Origin of the sequence: Leptospira sarikeiensis, from assembly GCF_004769615.1 — a bacterium.
In the GTDB taxonomy this organism is placed as follows: domain Bacteria; phylum Spirochaetota; class Leptospiria; order Leptospirales; family Leptospiraceae; genus Leptospira_B; species Leptospira_B sarikeiensis.
Genome location: NZ_RQGF01000012.1, coordinates 498,147 through 516,269, shown reverse-complemented (window position 1 = coordinate 516,269; position 18,123 = coordinate 498,147). Strand labels below are relative to the sequence as shown.

Annotated in this window: 16 protein-coding genes; 9 read left to right on the top strand and 7 right to left on the bottom strand. The window is 39.3% G+C overall.

The window, feature by feature from the left end; genetic code table 11:
• The first annotated feature begins 197 nt into the window (after positions 1 to 197).
• The 5 genes from EHQ64_RS06875 to EHQ64_RS06855 all read left to right on the top strand — a co-directional run bounded on the left by EHQ64_RS06875 (position 198) and on the right by EHQ64_RS06855 (position 4,681).
• On the top strand, positions 198 to 1,706 hold the full coding sequence (locus tag EHQ64_RS06875; RefSeq protein WP_135648739.1) for an ATP-binding cassette domain-containing protein: 1,509 nt from the start codon (positions 198 to 200) through the stop codon (positions 1,704 to 1,706).
• Between the two features lie 579 nt (positions 1,707 to 2,285).
• A complete protein-coding gene (locus EHQ64_RS06870) occupies positions 2,286 to 3,146 on the top strand; it encodes a methylated-DNA--[protein]-cysteine S-methyltransferase (protein WP_135648738.1) in 861 nt (286 codons plus the stop codon).
• Positions 3,143 to 3,847 (top strand): 2OG-Fe(II) oxygenase, encoded by a 705-nt coding sequence (locus tag EHQ64_RS06865; protein WP_135648737.1) that lies wholly within the window; start codon positions 3,143 to 3,145, stop codon positions 3,845 to 3,847. The genes EHQ64_RS06870 and EHQ64_RS06865 overlap by 4 nt, the downstream gene beginning before the upstream one ends.
• Complete coding sequence (locus EHQ64_RS06860; RefSeq protein ID WP_210410816.1) at positions 3,844 to 4,104, top strand: Ada metal-binding domain-containing protein; 261 nt, start codon at positions 3,844 to 3,846, stop codon at positions 4,102 to 4,104. Before EHQ64_RS06865 ends, EHQ64_RS06860 begins: the two co-directional genes overlap by 4 nt.
• Positions 4,079 to 4,681 (top strand): alpha-ketoglutarate-dependent dioxygenase AlkB family protein, encoded by a 603-nt coding sequence (locus EHQ64_RS06855; protein WP_135648736.1) that lies wholly within the window; start codon positions 4,079 to 4,081, stop codon positions 4,679 to 4,681. The genes EHQ64_RS06860 and EHQ64_RS06855 overlap by 26 nt, the downstream gene beginning before the upstream one ends.
• A gap of 7 nt (positions 4,682 to 4,688) precedes the next feature.
• Here the strand turns inward: EHQ64_RS06855 and EHQ64_RS06850 are convergent, their stop codons facing one another.
• The gene (locus EHQ64_RS06850) at positions 4,689 to 5,735 is read right to left on the bottom strand and encodes a questin oxidase family protein (RefSeq protein ID WP_135648735.1); all 1,047 of its coding nucleotides are present in this window, start codon (positions 5,733 to 5,735) and stop codon (positions 4,689 to 4,691) included.
• Between the two features lie 41 nt (positions 5,736 to 5,776).
• Positions 5,777 to 6,793 carry an MBL fold metallo-hydrolase gene (locus EHQ64_RS06845; RefSeq protein ID WP_135648734.1) on the bottom strand — a complete coding sequence of 339 codons (1,017 nt, stop codon included), beginning with the start codon at positions 6,791 to 6,793 and terminating at the stop codon, positions 5,777 to 5,779.
• 66 nt (positions 6,794 to 6,859) lie between these two features.
• On the opposite strand from EHQ64_RS06845, the gene EHQ64_RS06840 reads away from it, so the two are divergent.
• From EHQ64_RS06840 to EHQ64_RS06830, 3 genes are all read left to right on the top strand, one after another.
• Entirely contained in the window at positions 6,860 to 7,444 is a 585-nt protein-coding gene (locus EHQ64_RS06840; protein ID WP_135648733.1) for a YdeI/OmpD-associated family protein, read from the top strand.
• Between the two features lie 103 nt (positions 7,445 to 7,547).
• Positions 7,548 to 9,038 carry an RCC1 domain-containing protein gene (locus tag EHQ64_RS06835; protein WP_135648732.1) on the top strand — a complete coding sequence of 497 codons (1,491 nt, stop codon included), beginning with the start codon at positions 7,548 to 7,550 and terminating at the stop codon, positions 9,036 to 9,038.
• Between the two features lie 208 nt (positions 9,039 to 9,246).
• Positions 9,247 to 10,515 (top strand): di-heme oxidoreductase family protein, encoded by a 1,269-nt coding sequence (locus EHQ64_RS06830; RefSeq protein ID WP_246048616.1) that lies wholly within the window; start codon positions 9,247 to 9,249, stop codon positions 10,513 to 10,515.
• An 82-nt stretch (positions 10,516 to 10,597) separates the two neighbouring features.
• Here EHQ64_RS06830 and EHQ64_RS06825 read toward each other — a convergent pair whose 3' ends face one another.
• From EHQ64_RS06825 to EHQ64_RS06810, 4 genes are all read right to left on the bottom strand, one after another.
• Positions 10,598 to 11,038: a DUF1761 domain-containing protein gene (locus tag EHQ64_RS06825; RefSeq protein ID WP_135648731.1), complete on the bottom strand. Its 441-nt coding sequence runs from the start codon at positions 11,036 to 11,038 to the stop codon at positions 10,598 to 10,600.
• Positions 11,039 to 11,124: 86 nt separating this feature from the next.
• Positions 11,125 to 12,429, bottom strand: a complete 1,305-nt coding sequence (locus EHQ64_RS06820) for a cyclic nucleotide-gated ion channel (protein WP_135648730.1) — start codon at positions 12,427 to 12,429, stop codon at positions 11,125 to 11,127.
• A 79-nt stretch (positions 12,430 to 12,508) separates the two neighbouring features.
• The gene (locus EHQ64_RS06815) at positions 12,509 to 14,575 is read right to left on the bottom strand and encodes a 7TM diverse intracellular signaling domain-containing protein (RefSeq protein ID WP_135648729.1); all 2,067 of its coding nucleotides are present in this window, start codon (positions 14,573 to 14,575) and stop codon (positions 12,509 to 12,511) included.
• Positions 14,576 to 14,690: 115 nt separating this feature from the next.
• Positions 14,691 to 16,775: a 7TM diverse intracellular signaling domain-containing protein gene (locus EHQ64_RS06810; RefSeq protein WP_135648728.1), complete on the bottom strand. Its 2,085-nt coding sequence runs from the start codon at positions 16,773 to 16,775 to the stop codon at positions 14,691 to 14,693.
• A gap of 66 nt (positions 16,776 to 16,841) precedes the next feature.
• On the opposite strand from EHQ64_RS06810, the gene EHQ64_RS06805 reads away from it, so the two are divergent.
• Positions 16,842 to 17,288: an SRPBCC domain-containing protein gene (locus EHQ64_RS06805; protein ID WP_135648727.1), complete on the top strand. Its 447-nt coding sequence runs from the start codon at positions 16,842 to 16,844 to the stop codon at positions 17,286 to 17,288.
• A gap of 10 nt (positions 17,289 to 17,298) precedes the next feature.
• Here the strand turns inward: EHQ64_RS06805 and EHQ64_RS06800 are convergent, their stop codons facing one another.
• A complete protein-coding gene (locus EHQ64_RS06800; RefSeq protein WP_135648726.1) occupies positions 17,299 to 18,123 on the bottom strand; it encodes an SDR family NAD(P)-dependent oxidoreductase in 825 nt (274 codons plus the stop codon).

Genomic DNA, 18,123 nt, shown 5'->3' with positions numbered 1-18,123 from the left:
ATCGTAACGCTTAATTTCTTTTAGTCTAAAGGAGAAGAACAGGGCAAGGCCTCTTGCCGATTTCAAAGCTTACCAATGTGAGATTCAAGAATTCAGAAGTTTAAGCCTCAAGGCGCATATTTTCAAATTCAAGAATAACACGTACATAAACATTCATCTTTCTTAATACTTTAGAAAGATCCGAAACAGGAAGCTATATGAAATCGAATCTTCTTCAAATCAATAATATCCATTTTTCTTACGACGGTTCCTCCGAACCTTTATTCGAATCGGTTAGTTTAAATATTTATTCCGGATGGACTGCGATCGTCGGGCCAAACGGAACCGGCAAAAGTACGTTCCTAAAACTTTGCACCGATCTACTAAAAGCCCAGAAAGGAGTAATCCTTAAGCCTGACTCCTCTGCGTATTGCGAGCAGAGAACGGATTTTGCACCTGATAATATCGAGGATTTTATCTATTCTTACGATAAGATAGCGATCAAACTAAAAAGTATCCTGGGAATCAACGAGGATGGGCTGAATCGATGGGATTCTTTAAGCCATGGAGAAAGAAAACGTTTTCAAATAGGAAAAGTTTTATATGAAGATCCGGAACTTTTGGCGATCGACGAACCTACAAACCATTTGGATATTCAGACAAAATCGATTATCAAAAAAGTATTACTAGAATATAAAGGGATCGGCTTGATCGTAAGCCACGACCGGGAACTTTTAGATTCGCTTTGTTCCAATTGTTTATTTATAGATCCTCCCAAAGTCTCCGCATTTAAAGGAAATTACACGGAAGCAAAAGCCCAGTATGGATCCGAACTGGAATATAATCGAAAAGTATATTCGGAATTACTGACAGAAAAAAGAAGAATGAATTCCGTTTTACAGGAGAGAAAACTGTTGGCTCAAAACTCTGACAGTAGAGTTTCCAAACGTGGAATTGCAAAGAATGATCATGACTCCAGAGAAAAACTCAATCGAGCAAGGGTGACAGGAAAAGACGGGGTCGGAGGAAAATTAGTCAATCAGATCCAAGGAAGATTGAATCAGACTACAGAAAAACTCGAAAAACATAAGGTTAAAAAGGAATATACGACCGGGATAGAATTTCAAACGGAAATATCCAGACGTAATGGTTTATTGGCACTTGGATCTACGAATATTGTATTAGGCGTAGATAAATCACTTTTGATAGATCATCTAAATATAAATCCTTCTGATAAAATAGGGATCACAGGAAATAATGGCTTTGGAAAGTCCAGTTTGATCCGTTTTATTTTGCAACAGATCAAATTAGAAAAAGAAAATATTCTTTATATACCTCAAGAGATCAATGAAAAAGCCACAATTTCAATTAAGGAAGATATCAGAAAACTAGGAGATGATAAGCTCGGAAAACTTATGACTTTCGTTACTAGATTAGGTTCAGATCCGAAAAGACTTTTAGAAAGTGATTTATTTAGTCCGGGAGAGACCAAAAAATTACTCTTCGCGATCGGGATGCTTTATCAACCTCAGCTAATCATTATGGACGAGCCTACAAACCACTTAGATATCGTCGGAACGGAATGTTTGGAGACTGCTTTGTTAGGATTGAACTGTGCCTTGATTTTAGTAAGTCACGATTTTCCCTTTCTACAAAAAACGACTTCGATCCACTGGAGTATTGAAAGAAAGGGTAATGTTTATATTTTAGAAAAATCCTATTTTTGAGAATGACCTTCGAATGAAAAAAGTAGAGAGCAATCAATAAGAATTCTTTTCCATTTTCCTGTAGGAGCTCCTACAAAGTCCTCATGGAAAATTGATTGTGAATCCTTCGAAACTGTGTTAAGGAGTTTTTTCTGCAGAACGATAAACCACCGGCCGGCCCCCGCCCTAAATGGGCGGGGCTTACCTATTCCCTGTCCGGAACGGGGAATCCAGATTCCGCAATGCGAATTAAAGAGAAATTTTGATAATGAAGAAATACGGCTCTGTTCTGTTCGGATCACGGGGAATATGTAGATATATGCTGCTAACATCGAAGTCCCTATCTCGATAAAGAAACGATTTATATAAAAAGTTTTTCGGACGCAAGGCTCCAGTTTCACTTCGCGGTAGCGATGCGGAGAGCTTTAGTCCAGGCTTTGCCTGGATGAAGCGCTAGCGGAACTCGAAGCAGCGCGACTCCCGTGAAACGGGAGGACCGCCCAAATTTTCTTTTGCGAAAATCAGATGATATGATCTGATTCTATAAAAAAAGCAAGTATCGGGTTTTCCGGGCTTCCGTTTTTACTTATACTCAAACGTATGAAAGACCAAGAAAATACAGACTTCAATAGAATTGCAGAGGCAATCCATTTTCTACGTAAAAATTTTAAGACTCAACCGAGGCTCGAAGACGTCGCAAATAAACTTCATCTGAGTCCTCACCATTTTCAAAGAATGTTCACTGATTGGGCGGGAGTAAGTCCGAAAAAGTTCCTACAATATACAACTCTGGAGTATGCCAAAAAATTACTGAAAGAAAACGGTAACTCCTTATTGGATACTGCTTTAGATTCAGGCCTTTCAGGTACGGGAAGATTGCACGATCTATTTGTGAATATAGAAGGAATGACCCCGGGAGAATATAAAAACGGAGGAAAAGATCTTTCTATCAACTATAGTTTTGCAGAAAGTCCTTTCGGTAAACTTTTAGTGGCCTCCACTTCAAAAGGGATTTGTTATATTTCTTTTTTTGAAAATGAGAAGAAGGCCTTCCAAGAGCTGAAGTCCATTTTTCCAAATGCGAATTATTCACAAACTGTCGATTTGATCCAACAAAATGCTTTATTCATTTTTTCGCATGATTGGGGCAAGTTGAACCAGATTAAATTACATTTGAAAGGGACGGACTTTCAACTGAAAGTTTGGGAAACTCTTCTGAAAATACCTATGGGAAATCTTTCCACTTACGGCCAGATTGCAGAACGAATTGAACGGCCAAATGCTTCCAGAGCGGTTGGAACTGCAATCGGGAACAACCCGGTCGCATTTCTGATCCCTTGTCATAGAGTGATCCAATCTAATGGAGATTTCGGAGAGTACCATTGGGGAAGTTCCAGAAAGATCGCAATGATCGGCTGGGAAGCTGCCAAAACGGATCTAGTAAACAGAAACGATCTATGAAAGCGGATTTTTCAAGAATGAATTGGGGAAGCACTTTAGAGAATTTGAATACTTCCGGTGCATCCCTTTGTTCCGACATATTTGATCCTACCACTTGCGAAGAATTGATCTCCTTATATAAAGATCAGGATCTATTTCGCAAAACTGTGATCATGGAAAGATATCGTTTCGGGATCGGGGAATACAAATATTTTAGAGATCCAGAACCGGAGTTTATCAGAAGTATAAAAGATTTATTATACCCGAAACTTTTTCCTCTCGCGAATCGATGGATGGAAAATTTAGGAAAGGATCTACGTTTTCCGGATCGGTTGGAACAATTAGAGCAGATATGCAAAGAGAAAGGACAAACTCTTCCTACAAGTTTACTCTTAAAATACGGAACAGGGGGATTTAATACCCTTCATCAAGATCTATACGGTGAGATCTATTTTCCGATGCAAGCCGCCTTCTTTCTGAATAGGCCCGAGAAAGATTATACTGGAGGAGAATTCGTTCTGACCTTATCCAGACCTCGAGCCCAATCAAAACCTTTAGTGTTTCGCCCTAAAATGGGAGATATGATATTATTCACTACAGATTTTCTTCCTGTTAAAGGTTCAAAGGGATACTATAGTTCCCAAGTCAAACATGGTGTAAGCGAAGTTCTAAGTGGAGAGAGACATACTCTGGGCATTATCTTTCACTACGCGGTATCATGATGATCTTTCATGAAGACTTGGACACAGGAACGGTCAGATCTTATATTAGAAGTCGTAAGATCCGTCTTGCAGGAAATATGAAATTAAAAATATACGGAAACCTCTCCTGCAAATCGGGCAAAAGAATGGATCGAAAGAATCGTGTATTTTTCGCCTCGGAAGAAGAAGCAATTCGAGAAAATTTCCGCCCTTGCGGCCATTGTTTAAAAGAAAAATATAAAGTTTGGAAAGATGGATCTTTTTCAAGAACAAACTAATCGAAACTTTCTTCCGTATGACGGAACGGTACATTATCATGGGCCGATACTTTCCAAATCATCTGCAGATCTTTATCTAAACGTTTTATTAAAAGATATTCCTTGGAAAAACGATGAAGCGATCATCTTTGGGAAACGTATTATTACTAAAAGAAAAGTAGCTTGGTTCGGAGATTCCGATTACGAATATACTTATTCTAATACTACCAAAAAAGCTTTGTCTTGGAATAAAGAACTTTCCGAGTTAAAATTAATCGTAGAAGAAATTTCCGGGAACAAATTCAATTCATGTCTACTTAATCTATACAATAATGGCCAAGAAGGGATGGCTTGGCATAGCGACGATGAGAAATCGTTGGGAAAAAATACGGTGATCGCATCTCTTTCTCTTGGAGCCGAAAGAAAATTCTCCTTCAAACATAAATCCTCGGGAGAACAAATATCTCTGATCTTGGAACATGGAAGTTTATTGATCATGAAAGGAGAAACGCAAACGAATTGGCTTCACAATCTTTCGAAAACAAAGTCCGTAGTCAACCCAAGAGTAAATTTGACTTTTAGGACTATTATTTCTTAAAATTTTATTAGATCGGATCCAAATGTTTTCGCACCAATTGGATAGCAGCAATAAATGCGGAAGAAGACTTAGATCCGTATTCTTTCAAACAAGCTTCCGTAAACTTAATTACGTGTTCGTCCCCATGTTTAATTGCCTCTTCTATCATTTCTTCCTTGGTTTCCTTTTCAAACCTTTCAGGAACGTTTAGATCGATTCTTTTTCCGTATGATGCAAAAAGAGCTGCGGAAGACTGCCAGGAATATCGTAGAAGGGACTTTTGCCTAGGTTCATTCAAAAAAGGCAATATACTTCTAAGAGCGGATACACTCGTTACGGAATGAACGAATACGATTGCGGATAAAGTATCTTCTACATTATTCAAGGCAACTTTAGAGAATGTTTCCGCTAAGTCGGAAATGATATCTTCCGGCTTATTTGAAACATCCAGATAGCCGATCGTTGGAGCGAATGTCTCGAATTGAGCAAGGTTTTGCAAAGTGGTTACGATCGTTCCGTTCGAGTTTTTGGATCCATTTGGAGCGAATTCCACTTTTTGGATCGCATCCTCAGGATTTAATCCTAATAACGCATCGAAAGAAGTCGGCAATTCCAAATAGTTCGAAGCCCATACTGCTAATCCTGAAGCTAGTTCTTTTTTTCTTAATTTGGTTTCTTTCCTTACGAGATTTCTAACCGCGTGCCCAGTTCTGATCACTCCGTGAGTTGCGTCCGCGCATATACCTGGTGCTAACTTCACAACCCATTCGGCAAGGACCTGTTTCCAATATCCAGTTTCGATCTCATTGCTAAAAAATATTTCCCACTCCGGATATGTTTCCGGCTCTCCTAGAAAATTTTTCCAATCCGTAGTATCTATTTTATTCTTGGATTTCTTTTTCGGAATAAATTGGTTCCCGTATTTTTCCAACCAACCCGGAATTGCCTCGGCCTTCCCTAAAGAATATAAAGCTTCGCAAACCATCGGAGCATGATTGCTAAGGCCGTTCTTCAGATCCGGACCAAAGGAGTCCAGATGTTCCAAAGCTTGCTCGATAAACTGTTCTTCATTCATCTTATTTTCCTTATATTCAAAATTCGAACAGTGTTGATCCCTTAAAATAATAGTATACTTTCAAATCCTCTCAGGATCTTAAATTGGATCCCATCCTGAGAAGTTTTTCTGATCATAAATTCCATTCCCTTTTTCACATCGTCTCCCAAACTTAAATTCGGTTCCAACGGCTCGCTTAACGGTCTAAAAAAATTATCCCAGTGTACAGGTATTACGATCTTAGGAGAAGTTTTACCGATAGTCTCTTCGTAATATTTAGTTTGGAAATCCTCGTCCAATTTCCCGAGCATCGCGATCCCAAGAAAAACTACGTCCGCCTTTAGATCCTTCCAGGCATCTTCTATATAATTCGTACTTCCTTTGATCAGTATGGAATTTTTCCCATGCTCTACCAAAAAATCGAATGTGCCTCCTTCTATATAATCTTCCGCATTTGCAGGTTGAGGCAAGGCTTCGGTTAAATGAGGGCGGTTTGGGTCCGCAGCATTCGTTTTTCCTAAAATTTTGAATGGCGGAGTATGTTTCGAGTTTAGGACTGTGATCTTAAATTTTCCGATCTGGATCTTTTTTCCGGGATTGAATAATTCCATTCTATCTTCTGCAAGTCCTCCTCCCCTTCCGATCTGCATCGTGGATTCCGATCCGTATAATTTAGCACCCGTCTCTTTTGCAATATATGGTGCGTCCATAGAATGATCATAATGGGAATGGCAAACAAAAATCCCCTTTAATTTTTTGATCCCAGAGAGAAGCATAACGTATTTAATCTCTTCTTCATTTGAAGAAACTTTTCCGAATGCAGTTTTAAAAAGAGAAGGTCTTGAAAAAAATCCGTCCGTCAGGATCTGGGTTTCTCCGTCATCCAGAAGAATGGAACTTGTCCCCAGAAAAACCGCTCTCACTTTCCCTTTCGGGATATCGGAGACCAAATCCCTAGGATCGTTCCCGGCAAAATGTCCCTTAAAATCCTGTATATTTGCGGAAGCACTTAAACAATACTGTAGGGTGAATAGAATTAAGATTTGAAAAAAACGGAGGCTTATATTTTTATTTCTCATAAAATCCTTAGGAAATAACTTTCATAAGTTACATGTATTTTAATTTTCTGCCAAGTAGAATTCCTCATGCAGCCTAAGTTCTTTAAAAATCAAAAAGAATTTCACTCCTGGCTTTCCAAGAATTTTAATAAAGGATCCGAACTTGTCTTAGGATTTTATAAAACAAAATCTTCTAAAAAAGGAATTTCTTATAAAGAAGCGCTGGACGAGGCATTATGTTTCGGCTGGATCGACGGTGTAAGAAAAGGTTTAGACGAAGATAGTTATTCGATCCGTTTTACTCCTCGAAAAGCCACAAGTATATGGAGTACTGTAAATACGAAACGGATGCAGGAATTGATCCAGGAAGGAAAAGCGACCGAATCGGGTCTCAAAGCCTTTCACACGAAAAAGAAAAAAACGAAACAATACTCTTTCGAACAGAAATCGATCGAACTTCCCGAATCCTTTCAAAAGCGATTCCAGAAGAATTCCAAGGCCTGGAAATTTTTTCAGGAACAAGCTCCGTATTATAAAAGAACTTCCATTTGGTGGGTGATCAGTCCTAAGAGAGAGGAAACCAAACTGAAACGTTTGGAGATCCTGATCCAAGATTCGAATTCTGAAAAACGGATCGCTGCGGTTACCTGGAAGAAGAAAGAAACAAAGTAGAATTCTGGTTTTTTAGAGCACATTTTAGGGATTGACCAAAAAGGGATTCTTTCAAGTCTGGTTATTTTGATATTGAGACTTAGATTCATTATCGATTTAAACTATGAAACATATAACCCCCCTACTACTTTTATTCCTTTGGACCTGTTCTGATTCAAACTCCCAGATGCCATTCGGGCTTCTGGGCACAAATACTCCAAACGCTACTTCTGTCGGAAATTTCGAGATCTCTTCTCCCCAGGAAGGAGAAGTTTTATCAGTTTACCAACTCGATCTTGGGATCGACAACGCTAGCTCCGGAACATACGAATTTTTCCTAAACGATTCCAAAGAGACCGAAATTGAAAATGAAACTACAAATTTTCAATTATCTTTAAAACCGAAACTTGGGCAAAACTCACTTAAGATAGTATTAACTACGGAAAAAGGGAAAGTAGAGAAAACGGTCTCTTTCTATTTCGGAAGTTTACTTTCTGCCGGCGGATCACATTCAGGATTTATTAAGAACGGATATATATACACTTGCGGAAGAAATAATAAAGGGCAACTCGGGACCGGCTTCTCCGAAGGTGATACTACAAATCCGAATATTACCAAAATTACTTCCATCTCCGGGATCGTAGGTATCAGTTTTAATCAAAACAACTCTCTTGCGATCAAGGATAATGGTAAAGTGTATACTTGGGGAGCAAATGCCCAAGGTCAGTTAGGATTAGGAAATACATCTGAGCCCGCGGTAGGAACTGCAGGAAACCCTGCTGCCCAAACTCCTCCCACCGAAGTTCCCGGTATCAGTAACGCTGTCATGGGAGCATTCGGATTCAATCACGCTGTAATCTTAAAATCGGATGGAACAGTAGTTGCATTCGGACAAAATAATGTCGGCCAATTAGGAAATGCAGATCCGGCGATCACAACCACAACTGTATCATCAAACCCAGTAAACGTTGTAAATCTTACGAATATCATTCAAGTGATCGCAGGCTCTCAACATTCGGCTGCTTTGGATAAAGACGGTTACGTTTATGTATGGGGAAGAAACCAATACGGAAATTTAGGAAATGGGACCACATCAAGTGCAACCGCAATCTCTTCTACTCCTACTAAAGTAGATGGATTAACCGGGATAAAACATATCGCAAACGGAAGAGATCATATTCTCGCATTAAAAAATGACGGGACTGTTTATGCTTGGGGTTTAAACGCGAGCGGACAGTTAGGGATCGGAAATCAAGATAGCCCTAAAAATTCTCCGCTACTTGTGAATAATATCACAAACGCAAAAAGAGTATTCTCCGGTGGGACCCAGAGTTTTGCAATTCTTGCAGATGGGACCATAAAAGGTTGGGGAGAGAACGGCCAAGGTAATTTAGGAAATCCTGATGCAACTACAAAGGTGACAGAGCCCGGCCTAAGTGTAGTCGGGATCGAAAAGGCTTCTAGCTTAGGGATCGGAGCTCTTCATGGGTTTGTTCTTATGCCAACGGGTTCCATTCATGGATGGGGTTGGAATTTCAGAGGTTCTTTAGGAAGGCCTGACCTTCAGGATTCATGGGCAGCAAAAAGCCCGGTTGAGTTGACAATCCCTGAATAGAAGTTTGAACCTAAAATTTAGAAACCATTTTCTTCTAGTTTCATTTTTTCTAATAGGATGTTCTAATTCATTTTTTGGAAAGGGAGATTGTATCTCGGTAGACCCATCTTGCGGATTTGCCGAGTTGCTTCCACTTCTCTCAAACCTCCCGAACTCGAAGAACACTTGGGAATACGAAGAGGGAGAAGAATTATCAGGAGGTCAAGGTATGACCTCCTACAATTTTACCTCTAAAGCATATCTACAATTTCCCGCGCAACTTCCTCTAAGTAAAATTTCTGATTTTACCGTTGGACAGTCTATATTCGATGTCGCCTGGGAAAATTCTAGTACAGGTCAATTGGATAGAAGAGGTTTGGGTCCGATCTTCAATGCAAATTCATGTCTTGCATGTCATGTTGGGAATGGGATAGGAAGAGTTCCTTCAGGGCCTACGGAAACAATGCTTACCGCGTTAGTCCGATTAAGTGGGAACTCCAACGGCTCTCCCGACACGAATTATGGAGGACAATTCCAACCTTTTTCATTAAGCGGAGTGCCCGCAGAAGGAAAGGCTTCGATCAATTATACCCAGATCAACGGATCCTTCCAAGACGGAACAACTTTTACATTAAGAAAACCTAGTGTAGAATTTTCTAATTTGAATTACGGACCCTTAGATGCGAATGGAGAAATTTATTCTCTCAGAAATACTTCTAAGGTGATTGGGATGGGCTTGTTAGAAGCGCTTTCGGATACTACAATCCTCTCGCTACAGGATCCATCGGACTCCAATTCGGACGGAATATCAGGAAGAATAAATCTAGTTCCTGATATAGAGAGTGGAACCGAAAAGATTGGAAGGTTCGGTTGGAAAGCGAATGAACCGAATCTAAAACAACAAGGCTCTAGGGCATTTTTAGAAGATATCGGGGTAACAAGCCCTCTATTCACTTCTAAGAATTGCACATCTGCCCAAACCGCGTGTTTAAGCTCCGTTCATGGAAACTTACCTGAATTATCTCAGACAAAAATAGATATAATGGTAAAATACATGAGGCTCATTGCAGTTCCTGCACGAAGAACCGCCTCCTCTCCGGATGTACTAGCCGGAAAAAAGATCTTTTTCCAAGCGGGATGTACTTCCTGCCATATCCCAAAATTAAAAACGGGTACTATTGCAGGGTCTCCTGAAATATCAGAACAAACGATCCGTCCATACACGGATCTACTATTACATGATATGGGAGAAGGTTTAGCAGACGGTAGACCGGACCATCTAGCTTCAGGTAAGGAATGGAGGACTGCGCCTTTATGGGGAATCGGCCTCGTTTCTACCGTAAATGGAACATTACAATTATTGCATGATGGACGAGCGGAGACTTTTATAGAAGCGGTTCTTTGGCACGGAGGGGAAGCGGAAAAAAGTAAACAATACGTATTAAAACTTTCGGAAACGGATAGAGAATATCTAATAAAATTCTTAGAATCTCTTTAGAAAAATATCAGACTTTCTTAGAGAAGGGTCCGATAAAGAACCCTTCTTTCTTTAAGATAATTGAATGTAGATTTTAAATACCTTAAGCCGGCCAAGCAGCGAGTATCTGACCAATTACAGCAAGAGAAACCAGATTATAACCCGCATTTATGGTGAATAATTTCCAAGATCTGGATTCCCAGGCTACGGATCCCAAAAGTTGAGGTATATAAAATCCCAACCAAGTATAAAATGCAGCATATGCACCGTACATCCAAGCAGGTCCGTCTCCAGTCAAATTCCAAGAAGAAGGTTTCCAAACAAAAAGACTATGAGCTAATACGAAACCGGTGAGAAATGAGCCGATAATCATAATTCCCATCGACTTCATCATCGCTTTCGTATCCGGTTCCATATTTTCGTAGCCCATTTCTTTTGCCCAAGGTTTTCCGAACAAAGGACCGAACCATAAAAAGCCGATGACTACATTCGCCAATACTCCAACAAGGATCGCCCAATAACTTAACGGTATTACCGGTAACATATAATCTCCTATTTTAAGCCCGAGTTTTTTATCAGGATTTAATAGAGGGTCAAGCAATTTAGGAAAAAGGATCCGAATCGATTCGATTAATGTTTTTTTAGATTAGATACAGATTTTTCAACAGCAGATCTGAATTCAGGAAACATCTCCAAGGAATGATCAAAATCGGTCTTATTCAATGTATAGATTTCGCATGTAGAGTTTGCTTGGACTGTCGCAGATCTAGGTTCTTCGGTCACTAATGCCAATTCTCCGAAAAATTGGCCTTCCTGCAAATTAAGAAGCACCGTCTTATCATCTGGCCCTATGATATCTACAGATCCTTCACTTAAAATATAGAGACTGTCCCCTTTATCCCCTCTTTGAAAAATAATATCCCCTTTCAAAAAGACAGTGGGTTTTAAGAACAATATCAAACTTGCAACTAAATCGGGAGCTGCTCCTTTTAGGAATGGGACTTTCTCCAATAAACTTTTATGCAATTGGATCTTTACTTCTCTTTTTAGAGATAAAGGCAGATCATTCAGAAGTAAATTCTCATCTTCTCCCCATCCCCTTTCTATAATGTACATATAATAATCACGGACCCTTCTTCTTATATCCGCGGGTACATTTCTAGCCTTTAGGAAAGAATCCACCTGAGCCATTCGTTTCAATTGGGCGGCTTTAGCTAGATCGGAATTTCCCAAAATACTCGCAATATTTCCGATCACAGTAGCATATACACCCGCTCCCAACATCATTACAAAAATTGTATATATCTTCTGGATGTCCGTTGTAGGAGTAATATCCCCGTAACCCACAGTTGCGATCGTAGTAACGGTCCAATATAAAGCTCGAATATATTCAGTAAGTCCGGTCTGAACATCTTGAAGATCGTCCAAATACAACCAACCCACTGCACACCAATGTGCGATTACTGTTACCCAGAAAGAAAATAACACTAGTCTTAATACTCCGGGAATCGGTTGAAATGCTAAATTTACCCTATGGAGAATATCCGAGATTCGGAATACCTTCAATATACGAGTGATCCCTAAGATCAGATATAGATACGGATGTTGGGATTGTTCTACACCGAAAATCTTAAAAGTTGCATATTCGAAAGGAAAAGCTGCGATCAGATCCAGAACAAACCATGATCTTAAATAATTCCGGATCACTTCAGAACGATTTGATATCCATCTTCCTTGTTTATATTCCGGAGTGAAAAAATTCCAAAGTATATCTAAAGCGAAAATAGAATCTATAAAGAAATAAACGCCTGTAAGTATGATATTCTGATCGTAAGAGATCACGATCCTTAGAGGAGATTCAAGAGAAGCCCAGAAAATACATACGAATACTAGTATATCCCAGTAAACTCTGGTACGGTTATTCGAACTTAGCATACGTTTGGCCTGAACGACTAAACTTAATATCGGATCGGAAGGTATATAATCTTCAGGGGTTTAGAAAAGAACTTTCGCGTTAACCTAAATATTCCAAAACGACTAAGGCCATATCGTCATGAGAACTTTGTTCTTCTTCAGTAAATGCTTGGATCTTCCCGATTACTGAATTACAGAAATTATCCGCGTCCAATCCGGCAAAGTTCTTGAGTAGATCTAAAAATCTATCGTCACCGTAAAAGTCGCCGTTTTTCGCTCTTGCTTCCGGAAGTCCATCAGTATAAAGCACTAACTTATCCCCTCTAATCAACTCAGTCTTTATAGTTTGATAATTCGGAGTGGATAAGAATTCGTTGATAGCGATCCCAGAAGGACGATACGTCTCATGATTACCTGAAGATTTACGTATTAAGATCGCTTCAGGATGGCCTGCATTAGCGATCAGGATACGACCTGATTCCGGATAAAAAGTGATCATTGTCGCAGTCACAAAATTACCGTTCAATTTTCCCATGAGCTGTGCCCTCATTTTAGCGAGCATATATCCAGGATCACTCAGATAATCGGACCAGTCCGCTAACGCCATTTTTACCATCGCAGCTAACATAGCCGCGCCCGTTCCATGACCGGTCACATCACAAATAAAAATACCGATTGCTCTTCCGGTTCTATCAGAGATCAAGTCCACAAAATCGCCACCCACATGAAGCATCGGGATACTTCTATAGGCGATCCGAACGTTATGCGCTTTTGGAAGAGTAGAAGGAAGAAGAGAAAATTGGATCTTACCCGCAATCGCCAGATCTTTTTCGATCAATTTGGCTTTTGCTTCAATATCTAGTTTTTGTTCTTCTATCGTCTTAGTGCGTTCAATGACTAAGGTCTCCAAAGAATCATTCAAAGTTTTTTGCATTTCCAAATTCTCTTTTTGAGCTTCGAAAATTTTCCTTTGGGCCTCGTCCTTTTCCTTTTTGAGTATATTGATCTTATCCGCCAACGCAAATGAGAATATTAAAGCAGACATAGAAGATCCAATATACAGACCATCATCCGCCCATCTGGAAACTCCCACAAGATTCGCAAATTTCAAAACGACAAACATTCCGGAAACACATAAGAAACTGAATGCTAGAAGGAAGTATCTCGCAGGGCGATAATTCTTAAAAAAACAAACCGACGCTGCAATGAGCACAAGAGAAGGTGCAAGAATACTTAATGCTAAACTTGTTTTTACCGTAATCTCCGGCGGAAAAACTACTGGAGAGAATATTAGAATAAGATGAATTATTCCAGTACCTGTTAAGGAATAATTTAACCATTTATTAACGTTCTCTTGTGTATTTAAAAATTTCTGAGCAAAGAAGACAAGAGAAGACATACATATTCCGGTAAAGACCACGTACAAATTTCTCTGTAAATGAGGATGTTCCGACCAAATATATTGAAAGCCGTGGCCGGTAAGCACTAGCTGGATCCCAAAAAATCCGAATATATTCGTTACAAAAAATAGATAACTTAGATCACGAGTGGAAAAAAAGATCAGAATATGATACAGGATCATTACAAACATGATTCCGTAATATAGTCCCAGACCTAAATGAATGTCTGCATTATGATGATAGAAACTTTCAGGGTTCCATAGGAGTATCGGAAAAACTAAACCACCACTCGTGTTTAATCTCAGATAATAGGTCCTTGTTTGACCCGGCAGGAAGTCCAACGTATAGATAAAGTTTCTATGATTGAATCTTCTCACTAAATATGGGAAAGACATCCCGCTTGAATCAAATAATTCCTGTTTGCCGGAAGCATTCTCCGAGAAAAAGTCCACTCGATCTATATTCGTATAATCTATTTCTAAAATTTTTCGAATGGATGTTTTTTCAGTGTTTTTAAGGGTAATTCTTATCCAATAATCGAAATTGGTCTGTCCGAAATTTACAGGGTCCATTCCGGATTTTTTAAAGTGTTCAGTATACTCAGGAGAAGAGACTAGTTCGATCGTGGACTTCTTTGTAGGATCTTCAAAGTAATAGACCTCAGTACTAATCCTTTTCCACTCAGAATATGAGGATAAAGGGATTGCTTCTTCGGCAAACAAAGACGCGGCGGAAAAGATCAGGATGAGTACAAACGCCCGAAACATACAAATACGTTTGTAGGAACATTTTACTCCTCCTTTCTTTAGGAAAGAATAAAATAGAGTCGAGCGATCTTTAAATAGGATGTTTATCAACCAGGGATTTCTCCCCGGAAATCGATCATTCTTCCACTTCTTCTAATTTACGTTCATGAGTAACCGGGTACAAACGTTTTAAGTATAATTGTGTGGCCTTATCATCGGGAAATACGGAGATTACGTTTTCGAATTGGATTTTAGCCTCTTCGAAAGAGTTAGCGTAAAAAGCCTTTACTCCTTTTTCATAAAACTCTTTTGTTTTCAGTTTAAGGTCTTGGTGTTCCGGTTCGTCTCCGTCAAATACCTCGTAAACGGATACAGGTCGTTGTTTTCCTTTTACCTTTACTCTATCCAAGAATCTGAAATGGAACTTACCGTCTTTTTTTACTTCTTCGATCGTACTTTCACTGACTGCGATCCTAGATCCGTATACCTTAGTTAAACTTTCTATTCTAGACGCCAAGTTCACCGTATCTGAGATTACGGTACCTTCCAATCGTTCTTCGGCACCTATTGTTCCGAGCATCAAGGATCCTGAATGTATACCTACCCCTATCTGGATTGGAATATAACCTTGACGATGTCTATGTTCGTTATACTCTTTCAGATATTTTTGCATCTCTACACCGGCAGAAACCGCATCGATTACGTTTCTTTGAAATAAAGCCATAATCGCATCCCCGATAAACTTATCGATAAAACCGTTATGCCTTTGGATAATCGGGCTCATTCTACTTAAATATGAATTGATAAAGTTAAAATTTTGAGCAGGAGTCATCTGCTCGGACAATGTAGTGAAGGAACGGATATCGCTGAAAAGTACTGCCATATCTTTTTGGATCTGGTCCCCCAAACGTACATCCAGGATAGAATCCTTTCCCAAATTAGCCAAAAAGTCCTTAGGTACGAATCTCGCGTAAGATTCCGTCAGGATTTTCTGCATCTCTAAAGTTTTTGCCTGAGCCTCTTCCTTTTCCTTCTTCATGATATTGATCCTATCCGCCAAAGCGATGGAAAGAAGGATCACTTCCATAGTAGAACCCAAGTAAAGCCCGTATTCAGTGAGAAAACTAGAACCGATTACATTAATAAATCCTAATACTACAACCGTTCCGGAAATAGTCAAAACGGTAAAAGCGAGTAGGAAGTAACGAGCTGGCCTGAATTTTTTCAAGAAGCTGATCACTGTCGCCGTAGGAATAAAAACAAGCACCGGCAAAGTGAGAACTAAGGCCAATTTTACGGTGATTTCAGGGGGAAGAAATATAGGAGTAAAAAGAAGAAGTCCGTGAGCGACAATCATGACTTTCATCGATTTATCCAACCATGCAGGAACATTTTCCTTTGTGTTCAGGAATCGTTTTGTGAATAATAACACCGAAGCGAGACAGATCCCGGTAAATATCACATAAAAATTTCTCTGCAAGAAAGGAAAGCCTGGCCAGATATATTGAAAACCATGACCTGTTAGAACCAATTGTATCCCTAAAAATCCGAGAATATAACAGACGTAATAGAAATAACTCACATCTCTCACTGAGAAGAATATGAATATATTATATAAGATCATGACTATCATAACCCCATAATATAATCCTAAACCATGTTGCACGTCCGCGTTGAACTGAGTGAAAGCTTCCTTATCCCATAAAGTTAAAGGGACTTTTAAACCGCCGCTAGTCCAAGTCATGATGTAATATGTTTTTTCTTCTCCGGGCTCGAGTTTGATCGGATAAACGAAATTCCTGTTCTTAAATTTTCTATCCGAAAAAGGGAAAAGCATCCCGCTTTGTTCCATTTCGAAATTTCCGTTTTCGCTCGGACGATAGAATTGTGCGATATCTATATTACTATAATTGATCTCTATTAATTTTGAAACCGGTTCAGGAGTCTCGTTTGAGAAAGTTAATCTGAACCATAAATTATGATTGCCTTGACCGAAATCCAATGACTCCTGATCGGATTTTACAAAGTTACTCTTCATCTCCTCCTTACTAATATCAGAAAAGGTTAATTTCCTTTCTTTATCTTCAAGGTAGAAGACGGATTTCCCCAAAGGTAACCTTTCGATCCCTTTATCTATACTGATCTTGTCTTCTGCGAACAAAGGGGAATTGGCGAATAACGCCGCTAAAACGATATAGAGAATAAAACTTTTACAATTCATAATTTACCGAATTTTAAACATTTGTTAGTTGAATATTTTTCAGATTTAACGTCCCTTATGTGACGTATGAAAGCCCAAACAATCGTCACTACGATAGAAATCCAGGCCACTCCTGAAAAAATTTGGAATATTTTTACAGATTTCCCCACTTTTCCACGTTGGAACCCATTCTTAAAAAAGATCTTAGGTCAACCGATCAAAGATGGATCTATCATCGTTTTCGATTATTATTTTACTGGAGTGTATTTACCGACTAAAGCGTTGATATACGAACTCACTCATACTCAATCCATATCCTGGAAAGGAGCCTTTCCACTCTTTTTCAAATATATGTTTGCCGGTGATCATCTGTTCACGTTGGAAGAGATCACCCCCGGTCGCACCAAATTTAGTCATACGGCGATTTTAACAGGAATTATGCCTAATTTATTTAGTTCGCATATCCAAGGTGCCGTAAGAAATTCACATATTCAAATGAATCAAAAATTAAAGGAGTTAAGCGAAGGTCTTTAAACCTTCGTTCTTAATCAAAGACTCCTTTTTTCTTCCAAGATTCGAAATTTCGGATCCCTTTCTTTGCCATAATCGGATAGATCAAAGAAAGTAAAGAAGGGAATAATAACGCGATCCTCGCAAGTAAACCTTGTGAATACGTAATATAGATCTCGGCTTTATCTGAATTGATCGCCTTCCAGATCCCTTTTGCGACCTCCGAGCTAGGCAAGGGTGGATTGATATAAGCCATCGGAGAACTGTCCTGAGAAGCCATATACTTTGTCATAGGGGACTGAATGGTCCCCGGAAGAATAGAACTTACACGGATCCCGATCTCTTTCCATTCCAAATACAAACTTAAAGCAAAGCCCCTTAATGCAAACTTTGTGGCACTATAAATGGAATGATGAGGTGCAGGAACTATCCCCGCTAAAGACGAAAGAATAATAAGTTTACCCTTTGACTTTTTTAGATGAGGCATTCCGAGCTTAGTTAGGCGAATTGTACCGATTATATTGATATTGATCTGTTCGTCTATCTCCTCTTGAGACAATTTTTCGAACTTAGAAGGTCTCATGATCCCGGCATTATTCACTAAAATATCGATCTTTCCGAATTGTTTTACGCATTCCTTGATCGCTTTTTCCGAATCGGATGCTTTAGAAATATCACAAGGATATACTATATTATCTTTTCCTAATGTTTTGGCGAATTTTTTCAGATCCGCAGATTGTTTCTGCAGATCCGTCAAAAAAAGAAGATATCCTTTTTCGGAAAGTAAAGCCGCGGTCTCTCTACCGATACCTCCTGCGGCTCCCGTAAGAAAAACAACTTGGCGATTATCCTTGGACAT

Coding starts and splice junctions, on each gene's coding strand:
- EHQ64_RS06865 (WP_135648737.1), top strand. CDS start 3,143: ATGAAAGCGGATTTTTCAAGAATGAATTGGGGAAGCACTTTAGAGAAT.
- EHQ64_RS06830 (WP_246048616.1), top strand. CDS start 9,247: ATGACCTCCTACAATTTTACCTCTAAAGCATATCTACAATTTCCCGCG.
- EHQ64_RS06875 (WP_135648739.1), top strand. CDS start 198: ATGAAATCGAATCTTCTTCAAATCAATAATATCCATTTTTCTTACGAC.
- EHQ64_RS06840 (WP_135648733.1), top strand. CDS start 6,860: ATGCAGCCTAAGTTCTTTAAAAATCAAAAAGAATTTCACTCCTGGCTT.
- EHQ64_RS06825 (WP_135648731.1), bottom strand. CDS start 11,038: ATGTTACCGGTAATACCGTTAAGTTATTGGGCGATCCTTGTTGGAGTA.
- EHQ64_RS06820 (WP_135648730.1), bottom strand. CDS start 12,429: ATGCTAAGTTCGAATAACCGTACCAGAGTTTACTGGGATATACTAGTA.
- EHQ64_RS06810 (WP_135648728.1), bottom strand. CDS start 16,775: ATGAATTGTAAAAGTTTTATTCTCTATATCGTTTTAGCGGCGTTATTC.
- EHQ64_RS06815 (WP_135648729.1), bottom strand. CDS start 14,575: ATGTTTCGGGCGTTTGTACTCATCCTGATCTTTTCCGCCGCGTCTTTG.
- EHQ64_RS06800 (WP_135648726.1), bottom strand. CDS start 18,123: ATGTCCAAGGATAATCGCCAAGTTGTTTTTCTTACGGGAGCCGCAGGA.
- EHQ64_RS06845 (WP_135648734.1), bottom strand. CDS start 6,793: ATGAGAAATAAAAATATAAGCCTCCGTTTTTTTCAAATCTTAATTCTA.
- EHQ64_RS06860 (WP_210410816.1), top strand. CDS start 3,844: ATGATGATCTTTCATGAAGACTTGGACACAGGAACGGTCAGATCTTAT.
- EHQ64_RS06855 (WP_135648736.1), top strand. CDS start 4,079: ATGGATCTTTTTCAAGAACAAACTAATCGAAACTTTCTTCCGTATGAC.
- EHQ64_RS06835 (WP_135648732.1), top strand. CDS start 7,548: ATGAAACATATAACCCCCCTACTACTTTTATTCCTTTGGACCTGTTCT.
- EHQ64_RS06870 (WP_135648738.1), top strand. CDS start 2,286: ATGAAAGACCAAGAAAATACAGACTTCAATAGAATTGCAGAGGCAATC.
- EHQ64_RS06850 (WP_135648735.1), bottom strand. CDS start 5,735: ATGAATGAAGAACAGTTTATCGAGCAAGCTTTGGAACATCTGGACTCC.
- EHQ64_RS06805 (WP_135648727.1), top strand. CDS start 16,842: ATGAAAGCCCAAACAATCGTCACTACGATAGAAATCCAGGCCACTCCT.